At 72.8% G+C, this 17,775-nt stretch carries 15 protein-coding genes; 9 read left to right on the forward strand and 6 right to left on the reverse strand.

Features of this window, described 5'->3' with window-relative positions:
• Window positions 1–96: 96 nt before the first annotated feature.
• From ACQPYA_RS13180 to ACQPYA_RS13190, 3 genes are all read right to left on the reverse strand, one after another.
• Window positions 97–1,287, reverse strand: a complete 1,191-nt coding sequence (locus ACQPYA_RS13180; RefSeq protein ID WP_433532864.1) for an NAD(P)/FAD-dependent oxidoreductase — start codon at window positions 1,285–1,287, stop codon at window positions 97–99.
• A gap of 93 nt (window positions 1,288–1,380) precedes the next feature.
• Window positions 1,381–2,325: an RNA polymerase sigma factor SigJ gene (gene sigJ, locus ACQPYA_RS13185; protein WP_433532865.1), complete on the reverse strand. Its 945-nt coding sequence runs from the start codon at window positions 2,323–2,325 to the stop codon at window positions 1,381–1,383.
• A 10-nt stretch (window positions 2,326–2,335) separates the two neighbouring features.
• Entirely contained in the window at window positions 2,336–3,244 is a 909-nt protein-coding gene (locus tag ACQPYA_RS13190) for a LysR family transcriptional regulator (protein WP_433532866.1), read from the reverse strand.
• A gap of 138 nt (window positions 3,245–3,382) precedes the next feature.
• Here ACQPYA_RS13190 and ACQPYA_RS13195 point away from each other — a divergent pair, with 138 nt between their 5' ends.
• Entirely contained in the window at window positions 3,383–4,243 is an 861-nt protein-coding gene (locus ACQPYA_RS13195) for an aldo/keto reductase (protein ID WP_433532867.1), read from the forward strand.
• Window positions 4,244–4,348: 105 nt separating this feature from the next.
• Here the strand turns inward: ACQPYA_RS13195 and ACQPYA_RS13200 are convergent, their stop codons facing one another.
• Window positions 4,349–6,001, reverse strand: a complete 1,653-nt coding sequence (locus ACQPYA_RS13200) for an amidohydrolase (RefSeq protein WP_433532868.1) — start codon at window positions 5,999–6,001, stop codon at window positions 4,349–4,351.
• On the reverse strand, window positions 5,998–6,582 hold the full coding sequence (locus ACQPYA_RS13205; protein WP_433532869.1) for a TetR/AcrR family transcriptional regulator: 585 nt from the start codon (window positions 6,580–6,582) through the stop codon (window positions 5,998–6,000). Before ACQPYA_RS13205 ends, ACQPYA_RS13200 begins: the two co-directional genes overlap by 4 nt.
• 97 nt (window positions 6,583–6,679) lie before the next feature.
• Between ACQPYA_RS13205 and ACQPYA_RS13210 the strand changes: the two genes are divergently transcribed.
• The 4 genes from ACQPYA_RS13210 to ACQPYA_RS13225 are packed head-to-tail and all read left to right on the forward strand — an operon-like array spanning window position 6,680 to window position 11,436.
• The gene (locus tag ACQPYA_RS13210) at window positions 6,680–7,366 is read left to right on the forward strand and encodes a GntR family transcriptional regulator (RefSeq protein ID WP_433532870.1); all 687 of its coding nucleotides are present in this window, start codon (window positions 6,680–6,682) and stop codon (window positions 7,364–7,366) included.
• Window positions 7,363–8,241: a dihydrodipicolinate synthase family protein gene (locus ACQPYA_RS13215; protein ID WP_433532871.1), complete on the forward strand. Its 879-nt coding sequence runs from the start codon at window positions 7,363–7,365 to the stop codon at window positions 8,239–8,241. The genes ACQPYA_RS13210 and ACQPYA_RS13215 overlap by 4 nt, the downstream gene beginning before the upstream one ends.
• 37 nt (window positions 8,242–8,278) lie before the next feature.
• Window positions 8,279–9,913, forward strand: coding sequence for a fucose isomerase (locus ACQPYA_RS13220; protein ID WP_433532872.1), 1,635 nt, complete (start codon window positions 8,279–8,281; stop codon window positions 9,911–9,913).
• Entirely contained in the window at window positions 9,913–11,436 is a 1,524-nt protein-coding gene (locus ACQPYA_RS13225; protein ID WP_433532873.1) for an FGGY-family carbohydrate kinase, read from the forward strand. Before ACQPYA_RS13220 ends, ACQPYA_RS13225 begins: the two co-directional genes overlap by 1 nt.
• A gap of 121 nt (window positions 11,437–11,557) precedes the next feature.
• Here ACQPYA_RS13225 and ACQPYA_RS13230 read toward each other — a convergent pair whose 3' ends face one another.
• On the reverse strand, window positions 11,558–12,670 hold the full coding sequence (locus ACQPYA_RS13230; RefSeq protein ID WP_433532874.1) for a LacI family DNA-binding transcriptional regulator: 1,113 nt from the start codon (window positions 12,668–12,670) through the stop codon (window positions 11,558–11,560).
• A gap of 305 nt (window positions 12,671–12,975) precedes the next feature.
• Between ACQPYA_RS13230 and ACQPYA_RS13235 the strand changes: the two genes are divergently transcribed.
• The 4 genes from ACQPYA_RS13235 to ACQPYA_RS13250 are packed head-to-tail and all read left to right on the forward strand — an operon-like array spanning window position 12,976 to window position 17,695.
• On the forward strand, window positions 12,976–13,869 hold the full coding sequence (locus ACQPYA_RS13235) for a carbohydrate ABC transporter permease (RefSeq protein WP_433532875.1): 894 nt from the start codon (window positions 12,976–12,978) through the stop codon (window positions 13,867–13,869).
• Window positions 13,862–14,794: a carbohydrate ABC transporter permease gene (locus ACQPYA_RS13240; protein WP_433532876.1), complete on the forward strand. Its 933-nt coding sequence runs from the start codon at window positions 13,862–13,864 to the stop codon at window positions 14,792–14,794. The genes ACQPYA_RS13235 and ACQPYA_RS13240 overlap by 8 nt, the downstream gene beginning before the upstream one ends.
• 29 nt (window positions 14,795–14,823) lie before the next feature.
• Window positions 14,824–16,140: an ABC transporter substrate-binding protein gene (locus ACQPYA_RS13245; protein WP_433532877.1), complete on the forward strand. Its 1,317-nt coding sequence runs from the start codon at window positions 14,824–14,826 to the stop codon at window positions 16,138–16,140.
• A gap of 4 nt (window positions 16,141–16,144) precedes the next feature.
• Window positions 16,145–17,695: an FAD-dependent oxidoreductase gene (locus tag ACQPYA_RS13250; protein ID WP_433532878.1), complete on the forward strand. Its 1,551-nt coding sequence runs from the start codon at window positions 16,145–16,147 to the stop codon at window positions 17,693–17,695.
• Window positions 17,696–17,775: the final 80 nt, after the last annotated feature.

Consider the following 17,775-nt stretch of genomic DNA (forward strand, 5'->3'; position numbering starts at 1 on the left):
TCGTCCGCCCCGGGGCCGGGTGCCGCCGTCCACCCCGGGTCGTACGCCGAGGCCGGTCATCTGCCCGTGGGCGGACAGACCGGCCGCCGCCCGGGCCTACCCCCAGACGGCCGAGCCGGTCGTGGCCCGGTCGGGCGTGACGCGGCGGTGCCGGGTCGGTAGCCCGAGGGTCGGGTTGGCGACGCCCCAGGCGGCGCCCTTGCAGATCAGTTCCTTGTAGCCGGCGGCGAATCGTCCGGTCAGCACCGCCGGCACGGCGCGGTCGTCGGCGGTGACGTACTGGATCAAGCCCTCCCTGCGGCCCAGCGAGATGCACTGGTTGAGGTAGCGCAGCGACGCGTTCGGGAGCTTTCCGCCGGTCAGGCGCGCCGCGATCGCGTCGGCGGCCTGCCACGCCATCGGGACGCCCGAGGCGCACGACATCCGCAGCGGCTTGTCGCCCCGGCCCATCGCGAAGGCGGCGTCGCCGATGGCGTACACCTCCGGGTGGGAGACCGAGCGCATGGTCGCGTCGACGACGATCTGGCCGGTGCCGGTGACCGTCAGGGCGGTCTTCTCGGCGATCGGATGGACCGCGAAACCGGTGGTCCAGACGGTGGCCGCGGCCGGGATGGTGCCGCCGTCGGCGGTGGCGGCGCGGTCGGCTTCGACGCCGGTGACGGCGGTCCGCTCGTGCACGGTGATGCCGAGCCGGCCGAAGACCTTCCGCAGGTGCCGGCGGCCCCGGGGCGAGAGCCAGTCGCCGAGGTCGCCGCGGGCGGCGAGGGCGACGTCGAGGTCCGGGCGGGCCTCGGCGATCTCGGTCGCGGCCTCCAGGCCGGTGAGGCCGCCGCCGACGACGAGGACGCTCTGCCCGGCGTCGAGGCGGGCCAGGCGGTCACGAAGCCGGAGCGCCCCGGGCCGGCTGGCGATCTCGTACGCGTGCTCGGCGCTGCCGGCGACGCCCTGGGTGTTCCAGCCGCTGCCGAGGGCGTAGACGAGGGTGTCGTAGGCGAGTTCGTCGGCGCCGCTCGCGTCGACGACGGCGACGGTCCTGCGGTCGACGTCGACGCCGGTGACCTTGGCGAGCCTCAGTTCGACGCCGGTGCCGGCGAACATCTCGCCCAGCGGCCGGGGCGTGAGCTGCTGGCCGACCGCAAGCTGGTGCAGGCGGACGCGTTCCACGAAGTCCGGCTCGGCGTTCACGAGGGTGATGGCGGCGTCCTCGCGGTGCAGCCGCCTGGCGAGGCGTCCGGCGGCGATGGCGCCGCTGTATCCGGCTCCGAGGACGATGATGCGGTGCGGCATGTCGGTGCTCCCGTCTGGTGTGGGTTCGCCACTTGAACCGGGCCGGGCCACGGTTGCTGACAGGAACCCGATGTGAAGCACCTCACATGCGGGTCAGAAGGCGGTGAGCAGGGGATCCCCGTGGTCGGTGGTCGCCCAGAGCGCGGTCGCACGCCCGAGCTTGTCGGGGTTGACCTGGCTGAGGAACGCCGCGATGCCTTCGCCGGTGACCTCCAGGCAGATGACGCCGACGACCCGGCCGTCCACGACCACCACGACGGCGGGATCGCCGTTGGCGGTCCAGGCGTACACCTCGGGTGCGCCGCCGAGCAGGGCGCGCTTGGCCTCGGTGGGTTTGAACAGCCCCCAGAGGAACTTCGCGACCGCGACGGCGCCCTCGAACGCCTTGGCGCGGGCCGGGACCTTCCCGCCGCCGTCCCCGACCGCGACGGCGTCGGCGGTGAGCAGGCGCACCAGCGGCGCGGTCTGGCCGCTGGTGGCGGCCGTCAGGAACTCCTCGACGATCCGTCGGGCGGCGGCCCCGTCGACCTCGATGCGGGTCTTGCCCTCCGCGATGTGTTTCTTGGCGCGGTGGAAGATCTGCTGGCTGGTGGCCTCGGTGAGGTCGAGGATCTCGGCGATCTCCCGATGGGGATAGTCGAAGGCCGCCCGCAGCACGTACACCGCCCGCTCCCGGGGGGCGAGGCGCTCCATCAGGGTGAGGACCGCGTACGACACCGATTCGCGCTGCTCGACGGTGTCGGCCGGGCCGAGCATCGGGTCCCCGCCGAGCAGCGGCTCGGGGAGCCATCGGCCCACATAGGTCTCGCGGCGCGCCCGCGCGGAGCCGAGCTGGTTGAGACACAGGTTGGTGAGGACCTTCGTCAGCCAGGCCTCGGGGACCTCGATCCGGTCGACCTCGGCGGCATGCCAGCGCAGGAACGTCTCCTGGACGGCGTCCTCCGCCTCCCCGGCGGAACCGAGGAGGCGGTAGGCGATGGCCTCCAGGCGCGGCCGGGCGGCCTCGAACCGCTCGACGTCCCCTGCGGTCAACGCCATGGCCCCGACCCTAGCGCGGCGGCCGGGCTGCCGGTGCCGGGCCCGGCCCGGAGCGGATGTCGTCGAGGGAGAGCAGCGCGGTCGCGGCGGTGCTGGGATGCCGCCCGCTCGCCGTCGCCGCGGCCAGGTGCCAGCGGGGCGAGTCGGTGATCGGAACGAAGCGCGTGGTGGTCCGCTTGGTGCGGAAGACCTGCGGTACGACGGCGATGCCCAGCCCGTGCCCGACCAGATCGAGCAGCCAGTGCACGTCGTTGACCTCGAACGCGACCCGCCGCTCGACGCCGACGGCCGCCATCGCCTGGTCGACGGAGTCCCGGGTGATCCAGCCGGGGGAGAAGTCGACGAAGGTCTCACCCGACAGGTCACGCAGGTCGACCTCGGGGCGATCCCGCAACGGATGCTCGGGTCCGCAGGCCAGCACCAGCGGCTCGGAGCGGATCGGGGCCAGCGCGACGCCGGGCACGGCCCGCGCGGGCGCGGAGACGAACGCCAAATCGAGGTCGCCGGTGCGGACCCGTTCGATCAGGTCGGGTGAGCCGCCCTGCCGCAGCCGGATCTCGACGCCGGGGTGGGCGGTGTGGAACCGGGCCAGCGTCGCCGGCAGGTCGATGGCGCCGAGGCACTGCATGGTGCCGACCGCCAGGGTGCCGCGCAGCAGCCCCCGTACCGCCGCCACCGCGTCCTTGGCGGCGGCGACGTTGGCGAGGGCGTGCCGGGCCTGGCTGAGCAGGGCCCGGCCCTCGCTGGTCAGCTCGACGCTGCGGGTGTTGCGCACGAAGAGGCTGGCGCCCAGCTCACGCTCCAGCGAACGGATCGACGTCGACAGGCCGGACTGCGCCACGTGCATGCGTTCGGCGGCCCGGGTGAAGTGCCGCTCCTCGGCGACCGCCACGAAGTATTCGAGCTGGCGCAGCTCCACGATTCATCACCAACACCGATTGCCGGGATCAGATTCTTCTGTTGGACAGCTTAGCTGTCGGGGCGGAGGCTGGAATCCGTGCCCGGCGGCCGACCCGCCGCGCGCGTCGCATCCGGACCGCCCCGAGGAGGAGCCTGCATGCAAACCCGTCGCATCGGTGACATCGCCGTCGGCGCGATCGGTCTCGGCGGCATGCCGATGTCGATCGAGGGCCGTCCCGACGAGCAGCGGTCGATCGCCACGATCCACGCTGCGCTGGACGCCGGCGTCACGCTGATCGACACCGCCGACGCCTACCACCTGTACGCCAACGACGTCGGCCACAACGAGTCGCTGATCGCCCGCGCCGTGGCGACCTACGGCGGCGACACCTCCGGCGTGCTGATCGCCACGAAGGGCGGTCATCTGCGCCCCGGCGACGGCTCCTGGACGCGCAACGGGTCGCCCGAATACCTCAGGAGCGCCTGCGAGGCGTCGCTCAAGCGACTCGGCGTGGAGGCGATCGACCTCTACCAGTTCCACCGCCCCGACCCCCAGGTCCCGTACGCGGACTCCGTCGGCGCCATCCGGGACCTGCTCGACGCCGGGAAGATCCGGATGGCCGGCATCTCCAACGCCGACCCCGAGCAGATCGTGCTCGCCAACGAGATCCTCGGTGGCCGGCTGGTCAGCGTGCAGAACCAGTACTCGCCGGCCTTCCGGTCCAGCGAACCGGAACTGACGCTCTGCGCGGAACTCGGCATCGCGTTCCTGCCCTGGAGCCCGCTCGGCGGCATCGCCAACGCCGGTGACCTGGGTTCGCGGTTCGCGGTGTTCGCCGAGGTCGCCCGCGAGCACGGGGTCAGCCCGCAACAGGTCTGCCTGGCCTGGATGCTGGCGAAGTCGCCGGTGGTGATCCCGATCCCGGGTTCGTCGCGCCCCGAGACGATCCGTGACTCCGTCGCCGCCGCCGAACTCCACCTGTCGCCCGACGACCTGGCCCGCCTCGACCAGCCCTGACGCACGGCGATCGGTGGCGGTGCAGCTGTTCGGCTCGCCGGGCCGGTGACCGCCGCGCCGCCACCGATCGGACCGGCGGCGGCTGGCCCGGGGGCGGCTGGTTGGTCAGGCGGTGCGGTGGCCGGTGCGCCAGGTGCCGGTGACCCTGATCGCGGTGATCTGCTCGGGGTCGGTGCGTACCGGGTCGCGGTCGAGTTCGACCAGGTCGGCGGCGGCACCGGGCCGTAGCACGCCCGCCTGCCCGGCCATCCCCAGCGCGGCGGCGGCTGCGCTGGTGTAGGCGGCGAGCGCCTCCTCGACGGCCAGCCCCTCCTCGTGGTGCACGACCGTGCCGTCGGCGACGCGGCGGGTGACCGCGGCCTGGATGCCGACCAGCGGCGACAGGGTGCCGGCCGGATAGTCGCTGCTGGCGGCGACCGATGTGCCCGCGTCGAGCAGCGTGCGCAGCGGGATGAGCGTGAGGGGCGCGGGCAGCGGGAGCATGGTCAGCTCCGCGCCGAGGTCGTACAGGAAGGAGGGTTGTGCGACCACCTGGACGCCCGCGTCGGCGAGCCGGCGTGCGGTGGCGGGATCGCAGACCATGGCGTGCTCGATCCGGGCCGGGCGGCCGAGCCCGTCGACGGCGGCGAGCGCGTCGGTGACCGCGCCGTTGCCGACGGCGTGCAGGGCCGGCGTGAGGCCGCGGGTGGCGGCTGCGCGGACGGCGCCGGCCAGCCGGTCGCGCTCCAGGACGCGCAGGCCGTTGTGCCAGCGGCCGTCCGGCCGGCGGGTCGGTGTGCCGCCGCGGCGGGACAGGGCGAGGGCCCGGCGGCCGTGACGCAGCACTGCCCGGGGCAGGCCGGCGGCGGAGCGGAGCACCTGCCCGCCGGTGAGGCACAGGTCGCACCGTTCGCCGCCGTCGACGAGAAGTTTGAAGCCGCCGAGCGGGATGCGGGGATGACCGGGATCCTGGTCGGGGTCGAGGTCGGGCACGGTGGGATCGCCGATCTCGGCGGGGCCGACGTGCCAGCGGTGCACGGTGACGGCGAGATCGGCGGCTGCGGCGGCGTACCGGGCGACGCCCTCCGGTGGCACCGCGAGATCCCCGATGCGGGTGATGCCATGCCGGGCGAGGAGCCGGCTGTGTGCGGTGGCGCGCGCCACCCAACCGGCGTCGTCGGCGCTGGCCCGTCGGGTGAGCGACTCGGCGACGAAGCTCGCCTGCTCGATGAGCACGCCGGTGGGGCGGCCACGGCGGTCACGTTCGAGGTGGCCGCCGGCCGGGTCGGGGGTGGCGGTGCCGTACCCGAGCAGCGCCAGGCCGGCGGAGTTGACCGTGGACTCGTGGTAGCTGACCGAGAGCAGGTGCAGCGGCCGGTCGGGGCAGGCGGCATCCAGCTCGGCCGCGGTCGGCAGGCGGCCCTCGGCCAGCTGTAGCGGGCGTACCCCGTGCAGGCGCAGCCAGCCGGAGCCGTCGTCGTCGCGGGCGATGGCGGCGATCCGGTCGAGCAGGGCCCGCAGCGTCGCCGGGTGCTGGTCGAAGGCGCGGGTGTGCCGGTCGCTGGCCACCAGGTACAGGTGGTGGTGCGGGTCGACGAAGCCCGGCAGCAGGGTATGCCCGGCCAGGTCGTGCTGGACGGCTCCGGGGCCGGCGGCGGCGTGTACGGCCGTCGTGTCACCGGCGGCGGTGATCGTGCCGCCGTCGATCGCCACGGCCTCGACGATCGGGCGCGCGGGATCCATGGTGCGGATCGTGCCCCCGCTGAAGACGGTGCTCATGCCCCGGCTCCGAGCTGGGCGAGCAGCCCCTCGGTCCAGGCCGCGAGGAACCGGTCCTGCGCGATCTGGCCCGGGGGGCGGCCGTAGGTGAACTCGCTGATCGCGAAGTAGAACAGCGACGACAGGGCCACGGCGGCGACGGCCGCCGCGTCGAATCCGTGGCGGTCCCCGGCGAGCTGCGCCAGCCACCCGGCCACCTCGTCGAAGCCGGGCTGGAACAGCCGCTCGTACAGTTCGCCGAGGTCGACGGGGAGGTCGGCGCCGCCGCGCAGGACGAGCCGGTAGAGGTCCCGGTCGGCCGCGACGTACGCGAGGACGGCCCGGCCGGCGACGCTGATCGCGGTGCGCGGGTCGGTCGGCTCGGCGATCCCCGGGCTGCCCTGGGCGGCCCGCCGGTTGCCGAGGACCCGGTCGAAGGCGGCGACGAGCAGCTCGCGTTTCGACCCGACGTGCCGGTAGAGCCCGCCCGCGCCGGGGGAGAGGCCGGCGGCGGCCTCGATCTGGGTGATCGTGGTGGCCTGGTAGCCCTGTTCGGCGAAGAGGCGCAGGGCCACGTCGATGATCTCGTCCCGTCGACTCACCCCGTAAGTAAACACTTACTTACCTCGCCTCGCAACGTCCGCGTTGACGGTCCCGCGACCGCGGGTGTTAACTGTTAACAGTTTTCGGGAGGTGGCGGTGTTCGACGGCAGGCCGATCCGGGTCGAGTCACTCGGCGAGCGACTCGCCACCGAGCTGCGGCGGCGCATCATCGCCGGGGACGTGCCGACCGGCACCCGGCTGGTGGAGGAGGAGCTGGCCGACTCCTTCCAGGTCAGCCGGGGACCGGTCCGGGACGCGATCCGGATCCTGCGGGCCGAGGGGCTGGTCACCGGCGCCGGCCGGTACGCGGTGACCCGCTCGCTGAGCGCCGCGGACATCGACGAGCTGATGGCCCTGCGGGAGTCGTTCGAACTGCTCGCCGCGGAGCGGGCCGTCACCGGCCACCGGGAGGAGCTCGCCGCCGCGCTGCGGGCCGCCCTGACCGAGATGGACGCCGCCGTGGCCGGACCCGATCCGGCCGCCTTCACCAGCGCCGACCTCCGGTTCCACAGCGCCTTCTTCGAGGTCGCCGGGCTGACCCGGCTGGGCGTGCTGTGGCACCAGTTCCGCCCGACCATCGAGGGGCTGCTGCACGCCTCCGGCAAACGCCTGGACGACCTCGCCCCGTCCGCGCGGGAACACCACCACCTCGCCGACCTGGTCGCCGCGGGCGACGTGACCGCGGTCAAGACCGAACTGCACCGCCACCTGCGGACCACCTGCGCGCGGCTACAGGCCGCGGCCCCGGCACCCACCACCTCGGCGAAGGAGTCGACACCGTGACCGCGTACCCCCGGGCAGCCCTGATCAGCGCGCTGCCCACGCTCTTCGACCAGCGCGGCGCGGTCGATCTCGACGCCACCCGGGCCGCCTACGAGGGGCTGGCCGGCGCGCCCCTGGACGGCGTCTTCGTCGCCGGCACGACCGGCGAGTTCACCACCCTCGACGACCTGGAGCGGCTGGCCGTCTGCGCGGTGGCCGGCGCGGTCTTCGGCCCGGAACGGACCTACTGGCACGTCGGGGCCGCCTCCACCCACCAGGCCGGGCAGCTCACCGCCGCCGCGGTCGACCAGGGCGCCCGGCGGCTGGCGGCGCTCACCCCCTACTACTTCCCGGCCACCGAGTCCGCGCTGCTGACGTACTACGAGACGGTGGTGGTCCGGGCCGCCGGCGTGCCGGTGTACGGGTACGTCTTCGCCGACCGGACCACCACCACGGTCCCGCCGGAGCTGCTCGGCCGGCTGGCCGGCACCGGCCTGGCCGGCGTGAAGATCAGCGGGGAGGGCAGCGCGGCCGTCGCCGCGTACCTCGCCGCCCTGCCCGACCCGCGGATCGAGGTCTACTCCGGCGCGGACCTCGAATTCGCCGAGGTCGTGGGGGTCGGCGCGACCGGCGTGGTCTCCGGTGTCAGCTCCGTGCTCCCCACCCCCTTCCTGGAGGTACGCGACGCCCTGCGCACCGGCGACGCGGTGGCCCTTCGGGCGGCCCGGGACCGGGCCCGCCGGGCCGTCGTCGCCACCCGGCACGGCAACCTCGCCCATCTGAAGGCGGTCCTGGAGCTGCGCGGCGTGACCGCTCCCGGCCTGCGGGCCCCGCTCGACGGGATCTCGCCGGCCGACCGCCGCGCCCTGGCGGCCGACGTCGCCGACCTGTTCTGACGACCCCACCCCTGCCCGTCCCGCAAGGAGGCCCCTCGTGAGCAGCTACCTTTTTCCCCCGCCGGCCGAGGAGGTCCGTGCCGAGCCCGGCGTCGTCCACACGGTGGCCAGCGGTGACCTGCGCCGCTCCGCGAACGTCACCTGCTGGCCGACCCAGCGGCAGTTCGAGGGCCACCTGGCGGCAGCGGTCGAGGCGCTCGGCTGGCAGGTCCGGCGCGCGCACCCGGAGGAGACCATCGAGGGGCACGGCTTCATCGCCAGCCAACGCCAGGGCATCGAGGTCTTCCGCAACATCCCGCCGGACGCCCCGCTGATCGTCGCCGAGGCGGTCTGGCAGTACAGCCACCACGTGCTCGCCGGGCTGCGTACCCACCGGGGGCCGATCCTGGTGGTGGCCAACTGGAGCGGCCAGTTCCCCGGCCTGGTCGGCCTGCTCAACCTGACGGCGAGCCTCACCAAGGCCGGCGTGGCGCACTCCATCCTGTGGAGCGAGGACTTCACCGACGACTGGGCGCTGCGCGGCCTGCGCACCTGGCTGGAGACCGGGACCCTGACCCACGACCAGAGCCACGTACGCGACCTGCCGCAGCTGCCGGCGGCCCCCGAGGTGGAGCTGGGCCGGGCGCTGGCCGCGCAGTTACGCCGCGACAAGGCGATCATCGGCGTCTTCGACGAGGGTTGCATGGGCATGTACAACGCGATCATCGACGACGAGCTGCTCAACCCGCTCGGCATCTACAAGGAGCGGCTGTCGCAGAGCGCCCTGGTCGCTGAGATGGCCCGGGTCGGCGACGACGAGTCGCAGGCGGTGCGTGACTGGCTGGACGCCGCCGGGATGACCTTCCACACCGGCGCCGACGAGGCGACCGAACTCACCGACGCCCAGCTGCTCAGCCAGTTCCGCATGTATGTCGCCGCGCTGCGGATCTCCGACGACTTCGGCCTGGACGCCGTGGGCATCCAGTACCAGCAGGGGCTCAAGGACACCGTGCCCGCCAGTGACCTCGCCGAGGGGTTGCTCAACAACGTCGAGCGACCCCCGGTGCGCAGCCGCGACGGTGCCCGCGAGCTCTACCCGGGCCGGCCGCTGCCGCACTTCAACGAGGTCGACGAGGGGGTGGCCGTGGACTCCCTGGTGACCAACCGGATCTGGACCGCGATGGGGCTCGACCCGGCGACCACGCTGCACGACATCCGGTGGGGCGACGAGTACGACGGCCGGTTCGTCTGGGTCATGGAGATCTCCGGCTCGGTGCCGGCCTCGCACAACGGCGGCTACCCGCACAGCTACAGCATGCGGCAGCCACCGATGTACTTCCCGCTCGGCGGCGGGACCCTCAGCGGGGTGTCGAGGCCCGGCGAGATCGTCTGGTCCCGGGTCTTCATCGCCGACGGGGCGCTGCACGTCGACCTTGGTCGGGGCACCGTCGTCGAGCTGCCGGCGGAGGAGACCCGCCGACGTCTGGACGCCACCACCCCGCAGTGGCCGATCATGCACGCGGTGCTGCACGGGGTCGGCCGCGACCAGCTGATGGCCCGGCACAAGGCGAACCACCTCAACGTGGCGTACGGGCTCGACGCGGCCAGCGCCGACCGGGCCCTGCTGGCCAAGGCGGCCATGTTCGAGGCGCTCGGGGTGGCCGTGCACCTCTGCGGGGACGTGCGGCTCTGATGGGCCCGCTCCTGATCGGCATCGACCTGGGCACCGCGAGCAGCAAGGGCGTCCTGACCGATGCCGAGGGGCGGGTGCTGGCCACCGCCGTGCGGCCCCGACCGCAGTCGATGTCGATGCCCCGGCCCGGCTGGGCCGAGGTCGACGCCGAGGCGGTCTGGTGGGGCGACGTCATCTCGATCGCGGCCGAGCTGACCGCCCGTACCGGTGGCGCGCCGATCGCCGCGGTCTGCGTCAGCGGGGTCGGCCCCTGCCTCGTGCTCTGCGACGCCGACGACCGGCCGGTGCGGCCGGCGATCCTCTACGGCATCGACATGCGGGCCACCGCCGAGATCGACGAGCTGACCGACCGGTACGGCGCCGAGGCCGTCCTGTCGCGGTGCGGCGCGCCGATCACCACCCAGGCGGTCGGCCCGAAGGCGCTCTGGGTCCGCCGGCACGAGCCGCAGACCTGGGCGCGGGCGCGTCGCTGGCACAACTCCAGCTCGTACGTGGTCAGCCGGCTGACCGGCGAGTACGTCATCGACCACCACACCGCCAGCCAGTGCGTGCCCTGGTACGACATCGAGGCCCGGCGGTGGCACGAACCGTGGTACGAGGAGATCGCGGCCGGCCTGCCGGCGCCCCGGCTGGCCTGGTCGGCCGAGGTGGTCGGCACGGTGACCGCCCCGGCGGCCGAGGCCACCGGCCTGCCGGTCGGCACGCCGGTCTGCGCCGGCACGGTGGACGCCTGGGCGGAGGCGGTCAGCGTCGGTGTCCGCACGCCCGGCGACCTGATGCTCATGTACGGCTCGACCATGTTCTTCGTGCAGGTGCTGCGGGAGCCGGCCCGGCATCCGCAGCTCTGGAACACCGCCGGAGTGGCCCCCGGCGACCACTGCCTGGCGGCGGGGATGGCCACCTCCGGCAGCCTGACCGGCTGGCTGCGTGACCTGGCGGGTGGGGTGCCGTTCGAGACGCTGGTCCACGAGGCGGCCGGCACCCCGCCGGGCGCCGACGGGCTGCTGGTGCTGCCGTACTTCGCCGGTGAACGGACGCCGATCTTCGACCCGGACGCCCGGGGCGTCATCGCCGGGCTCACCCTCCGGCACGGCCGTGGCCACCTGTTCCGGGCCGTCTACGAGGGCATCGCGTTCGGCATCCGGCAGATCCTGGACCTGCTGGACACCGGGGCCAACCCGGTGCGCCGCCTGGTCGCGGTCGGCGGCGGCACCCAGGGCGGGCTGTGGACCCAGATCGTCAGCGACGTGACCGGGCGCAGCCAGCAGGTGCCCCGGGTGACGATCGGGGCCAGCTACGGCGACGCGTTGCTGGCGGCCGTCGGGGCGGGCCTGGCACCGCCCGACACCGACTGGACGACCGCCGGGCAGCTTGTGGAACCGAACCCGGCGACCCGGGCCACCTACGACACCCTTTTCCAGCACTACACGTCGCTGTATCCGGACACCCGACAGGAGGTGCACGCGCTGGCCCGGCTACAGCGGGCGGCCACGGCCGACGCTGGGCCGACCGGCCCGGCGTAGTTAAGAAATCGATTTCATAACGCTTGAGGACCCGCCGCGGCGTGGGGCGGCTCGGGGAGCCGGCCGCGGCGCGGAGGCGTGCCACGACACGGAGCGTGGCACGACGCTGGCGGCGCGGGCCTCACGTCATCACACCGGGCCGGCGCGGTCGGGCCAGGCCGTGCCCGGTCGCGCCGGCCCGGTCTGTCGGGGCGATCGTGGGCAGCGGCGGCGACGTTTCCGCGGTCGTCGGCTCCGCCTCGGCGCTGCGGCGGGAGCTGCCCCGGACCTGTAGCCGGGTCGGCAGGACGAGCCGCTGCGGCTCGTTGTCGGGCGTGTGCCGCCGCTTGAGCAGCAGCTCGGCGGCGGCCTGGCCGATCTCGTACGCCGGCTGCTGCACGGTGGTCAGCGCCGGCCGGACCAGTTGCGACCAGAACGTGTCGCCGAAGGCGGCCACCCCGACCTCCGGTGGCCGCAGGCCACGGTCGTGGAGCGCCGCCAGGGCGCCCGCCGCCATCAGGTTGTTGGTGGCCAGCACCGCGTCCGGCGGCTCGGCGAGGTCGAGCAGCTCGCTCATCGCCTGGTAGCCGCCCCGGACCCGGAAGTCGGCGTACGCCACCCGGGGTCGCCGTCGCGGCGGCTCGCCCTCGCGGTGGGCGCGCAGGAAACCGCGCAACCGCACCATCGCCGCCGACGAGGCGCGCGGGCCGGTGATGCAGGCGACCCGGCGGTATCCCTCGTCCAGCAGGTGCCGGGTGGCGGCGTACGCGCCGTTCTCGTCGTCGGCGGTGACCGTGTCGACCGTCGCCGACTCGGGGGAGCGGTCCACCGCGACGACCGGGACACCGTGCTCCAGCAGGGCGGTGACATCGGTTTCAGCAAGCGAGGCCGGGAAGATGACGACGCCCGCCATGCGTTCGGCGAGGGCGACGTCGAGGTACTCCGCCTCCTTCTCCGGGTCGTCGTCGGCGTTGCACAGCACGACCGACAGGTTGCTGGCCCGGGCCACGTCCTCCACCCCTCGGGCGAGCGCGGTGAAGAACGGGTTCTCGATGTCGGAGATGATCAGCGCGAGCACGTCGCTGCGCTGTCTGCGCAGGCCACGGGCGACCCGGTTGGGTCGGAACCCGAGCTGTTCGGCGGCGGCCCGGACCCGGGCGGCGCGCTCGGAGCTGACGCTGCCGCCGTTGAGCACCCGGGAGACGGTGGCGGGGGAGACGCCGGCCGCCTTCGCCACGTCATAGATGTTGGCCATCGGGTACCTCTCCGGTTCGTCGAGCCGCCGAGGGCTCCGGTCGTACGCGATCAGGATCGCCTCTTGACACGGCCCGGCCGGGGGCGTTAACTCTTGCGAAACCATCCTGAAATCGATTCCAAGATAGTACCCCACCGCGGGTTCAGGAGGTACTCCTCAATGGTCACCATTCTCCCGCAGTCACCTCCCACCGGCAGGCTGCCGATCGCCACCGCGGTCGGCACGCCGGCCGCCGGTGCTCCGGTCGTGGCACACCGGCCGGGTGTCCGCCGGTGAGCCCAACGTCCACAATGGTGCAGGCCGGCTTGGACCACCGTCCGCCGGCCGCCGCACCAGGCGACGGCCGTGGCCCGGCCCGGCGACGCCGGCTCGGTCCGGTGGCGCTCTACCTGCCGGCGCTGGTGCTCGTCGCGCTCGTCTCGGTCTTCCCGATCGGCTACGCGCTGCGACTCAGCGTCTACCGGACCCGGGCCCTGCGGACCGTCGAGTTCATCGGCTGGGACAACTTCGCCACCGTGCTCGGGCTGGCCGGCTGGGCCGACATCGCCCGGACCTTCGTGTACGTCGGCGTCTCCCTGCTGCTGGCCGTGCCGCTCGGACTCGGGCTGGCGGTCCTGCTCAACAAGCAGGTTCGGTTCGTCCGGCTGTTCCGGGTGGTCATCCTGCTGCCGTGGGTGGTCTCCCAGACCGTCGCGGCGCTGCTCTGGAAGTGGCTGCTCAACGGCCAGTACGGTCCGCTGCACGGCCTCTTCGGCGGCGACGGCCCGCTCTCCTCGACGTGGGGCTCGATGGCCTCACTGATCGTGGTGAACGTCTGGCTCAGCTACCCGCTCGCCACGATCCTCTGCCTCGCCGCGTTGCAGACCGTCCCCACCGAGCAGATCGAGGCGTCCCGGGTCGACGGTTGCAGCCCGCGCCAGTCGTTCTTCCTGGTCGTCGTGCCGGCGATCCGGTCGACGCTGCTGATCCTCGTGATCATGCTGACCCTGCTCTACTTCAACATGGTCACGCTGGTCTACACGCTCACCGGCGGTGGACCCTTCTCCGGCACGCAGGTGCTGAGCCTCAACGCGTTCCTCCAGTCCTTCCAGTTCTTCAAGATCGGCATCGGCGCGGCGTACAGCGTCGTGCTCTTCGTCCTCAACATCGTCTTCGGTGTGGCGTACATCCGGGTTCTCAAGGGGAAGAACGATGCCTGACACCCTGACCGGCCCCACGACCTCGACCGGCGCCCGGGCCTCCGGGCCGCCCGCCGCCGCACCGCGCGACCCCGCCCGCCGTACCCCGGCCACCGGGCGTCTGAGCCGGGCCCGGCGGGCCGGCATCTACCTCGGCCTGCTGGCGGCCTCCGGGTTCGCCGTCCTGCCGCTGCTGTGGGGACTGAGCACCTCGCTCAAGCCGGAGTCGACCGTGCTCGCCACGCCGGTGCGGTGGATCCCGGAGCACCTCACCCTGGAGAACTACGAGGCGGTGCTGTTCCACTCCCAGATCCCGCTGAACCTGCTCAACAGCGTGATCGTCAGCGTCGTCACGGTCGCCGTCACCCTGGTCATCGCGGTGCCGGCGGCGTACTCGGCGGCCCGCTACCGGTTTCGCGGCAAGGCCGGGCTGCTCTTCTTCATCCTGATGACCTCGATGGTCCCCGGCATCGCGGTCCTGGTTCCGCTCTACTACCTGGCCGTGAAACTCGGCGTCTACGACACCTACCTCGTCATGATCGTCATCTACTCGGCCTGGCAGGTGCCGACCATCGTGTGGATCCTGCGCGGCTTCTTCGAGTCGATTCCGGTGGAGATCGAGGAGGCCGGGCGGGTCGACGGCATGTCCGCGGCCGGTGCCTTCCTGCGACTGGTGCTGCCGCTGGCCAAGCCCGGCCTCGGCGCCGCCGCCATCATCACCTTCGTCTACGTCTGGAACGACTACCTGATCGCCAGCACCTTCGTCAGCGATCCGGACCTGCGGCTGATCTCCGTCGGCCTCTACACCTATCTCACCCAGTACGGCACGGTCTGGGGCCAGTTGACCGCCGCGGTCATGGTCACCCTGCTGCCGATGATCATCGCTTTCGTCCTGTTCGAACGTCGCCTGGTGGCCGGCCTCTCGGCCGGCGCCAGCAAGGGCTGACCCTCAGCCCGGAGTCCTTGGAGACCACAATGAGCATTCGTCTGGACCGGCGGCGGCTGTTGATGCTGGGCGCCGCCACCATCGCCGCCGCGGGCACCGGCAGCCTCGCCGGCTGCGGCTCCGACGACGACACCGGTGACGGAGTCGCCGACCTGCAACTCTGGACCTTCCTCGACCCGACCGGCACCGACCCGCGCGGCAAGGCGCTCCAGGAGATCGTCGACGGGTTCAACGCCAGCCAGAGCGCCGCCAGGGTCACCGTGACCAGCATCAACTTCGCCAAGATCGATGGCGAGGTGATCCGGGCGGCCAACACCGGCGGCGGCCCCGACATCGTCAACATCTACCTCCCGCAACTCGCCCAGCACGTCGAGGGCGGCAGCGTCCAGCCGATCGACGAGTTCGCCAAGGACTGGCTGGCCCAGACCGGATCCGACTACCTCTTTCCGGTCGACAGCGCCAAGATCGACGGTGAGCTGATGGCGCTGCCCTGGGAGTCGCGGGTCTGGTTGTTCTGGTACCGCAAGGACATCCTCGACAAGTACGGCGTCACCCCGCCGACCACCCTCGACGAGGCGGTGGCGGCCGGCGCCGCGGTCCGCAAGGCCTCCGGCAACAAGGTCACCGGCTTCGCGATCGGCCTCTCCGAGCAGTCCCTCGGCGCCGACTTCATGGAGAAGTTCGACCCGCTGACCGCCGGCTACGGGGGCGCGGTCATCGGCGCCGACGGCAAGGCGAGCTTCGCCAGCGACGCCGGGGCCCAGGCCATGGCAGTGATCAAGAAGTTCGCCGACGCCGGGGCCTTCGGTCGGGAGGTGCTCACCATGGGCGCCGACGAGGTCGTCAACGGGGTCAAGGCCGGCACCGTGGCGATGGCGGTCGCCGGCAGCTTCCGGGTCGCCGCCACCCGCTCCGCCGACGGCGTCGGCGACAACCTCGTCACGACCCCCGTCCCCGGCGTGACCGCCGGTCGCCGGCTGCCCACCGCGGTCGCCGGACAGACCCTCGCGATGGGCGCCAACACCGAGCACCCCGAGCAGGTGTGGGCGTTCATGCAGTACTACCTGAGCGCCGAGTCGCAGGCCAAGTTCGCCGCCGCCGGGGTGCTGCCGGTGCTGCGCAGCGTCTACGAGCAGCCGGCGGTCGCCCAGGCGAGCAACGCCAAGGAACTCCTGGAGTGGCGCGACTACCTGGCCGCCGACGGCAAGGTCTCCGTCTACCCCGCCGACTACAGCGAACTCAGCACCAACCTCGTCAAGGCGGCCCAGAAGATGGTCTTCGACGGCGCTGCCATCCCTGCCGGGCTGGCCGAGGTCCAGAACCAGTACAACCAGAACAGGAAGTGAACCGGTGGATATCCGGCTGCCTCAACCCGACCCGCAGCGCTCGTACGACGTGATCGTCGTCGGGGGCGGACCCTCCGGCTTCATCGCGGCCATCGCCGCGGCCCGCCAGGGTGCCCGTACGCTCGTGGTGGAGAAGTACGGCTTCCTCGGCGGCATGCCGACCAGCGCGGCGCTCGGCCCGATCTCCCCGTTCCACTTCGGTGACGAGCAGGTCGTGCGGGGCATCCCGCAGGAGTTCGTCGAGCGGATGGTGTCCATCGGCGGCAGCACCGGCCACCTGCGCACCACCAACCCGCACGGCAGCGGCGCGTACCTCTGCTTCTACGACCGTGAGGCGTACAAGTGGGCGGCCCTCACGCTCGCCCTGGAGGCCGGCGTCGTGCCGCTGTTCCACTCCTTCGTCAGCGGTGTGCGCAAGGACGGCGACAGGGTCGTCGGTGTCACGGTGACCAACAAGTCGGGCAACCTGGACTACCAGGCGAAGGTGGTCGTCGACGCCACCGGCGACGGCGACGTGGCGGCGCTGGCCGGCGCCGAGTTCGTGCTGGGCCGCAGCGCCGACGACAGCACCGCCCAGCCCGGCACGATGATGTTCGACATGGCCGGCGTCGACACCCGGGCCGTCAAGGACTACATGGACGCCCACCCGGAGGAGTTCGAGTGGGCCTCCGAACTCGTCGCCGTCAAGCCGTACGCGGCCAGCCTGCCCCAGGACCACTTCGTCGGCCAGGGCTTCAAGACCCTGATCCGGCGGGGCCTGGACTCCGGTGAGCTCTACCTCGGCCGGGACACCATCCTGTTCCTCACCACCACCCACCCCGGGGTGCTGCACTTCAACAGCACCCGGATCAGCGGCGTCGACGGCACCGACGCGGAGAGCCTGACCCGCGGCGAGATCGACGGCCGCCGCCAGGTGATGTCGCTCAGCGAGTACCTGATCAGGAACGTGCCCGGCTTCGCCGACGCCCGACTCATCGCCACCGGGGTGCAGATCGGTATCCGGGAGAGCCGGCACATCCTCGGTGAGCACGTGCTCACCGGCGAGGAGGTGATGAGCGGCGCCAAGGTGGCCGACGTGGTGTCCCGCGGCTACTTCCCGATCGACATCCACAACCTCAAGGGCAAGGAGGGGTACGGCGCGGACAAGGACCAGGGCACCTGGGGCGACCTCGACGACTCGTACGACATCCCGTACCGCTGCCTGGTGCCGCGCCGGCTGGACGGCCTGGTCATCGCCGGCCGCGCCATCTCGGCCACGCACGAGGCGCACGGCTCGTTCCGGACCCAGGGCGGGGTGATGGGGATCGGCCAGGCCGCCGGCACCGCCGCCGCGCTCGCGGCGCTCGACGGCGTGGAGCCCCGAAAGGTCGACGTGTCCCGGTTGCAGGCGGCGCTGACCGGCCAGAACGCCTCGCTGCGCCGCGACCCGGAGCAGGTCCGGCAGCAGCGACAGGCGGCCGTCGCGGCGGTCCGGCAGGCCCTGGACGAGGGGCGGATCTCCACCCAGTACCTCGCCGACGCCGGCACCTTCACCGGCGCCGCGCCCCGGCTGTAGCGACACCGCACCGGCCCGGCCCGCGCACACCTGCGGGTCGGGCCGGTGCTCTCCGCCGGCCCCGGCGGCGATCGGTCTCC

It is taken from the genome of Micromonospora sp. CA-263727 (assembly GCF_050942455.1).
Lineage (GTDB): Bacteria > Actinomycetota > Actinomycetes > Mycobacteriales > Micromonosporaceae > Micromonospora.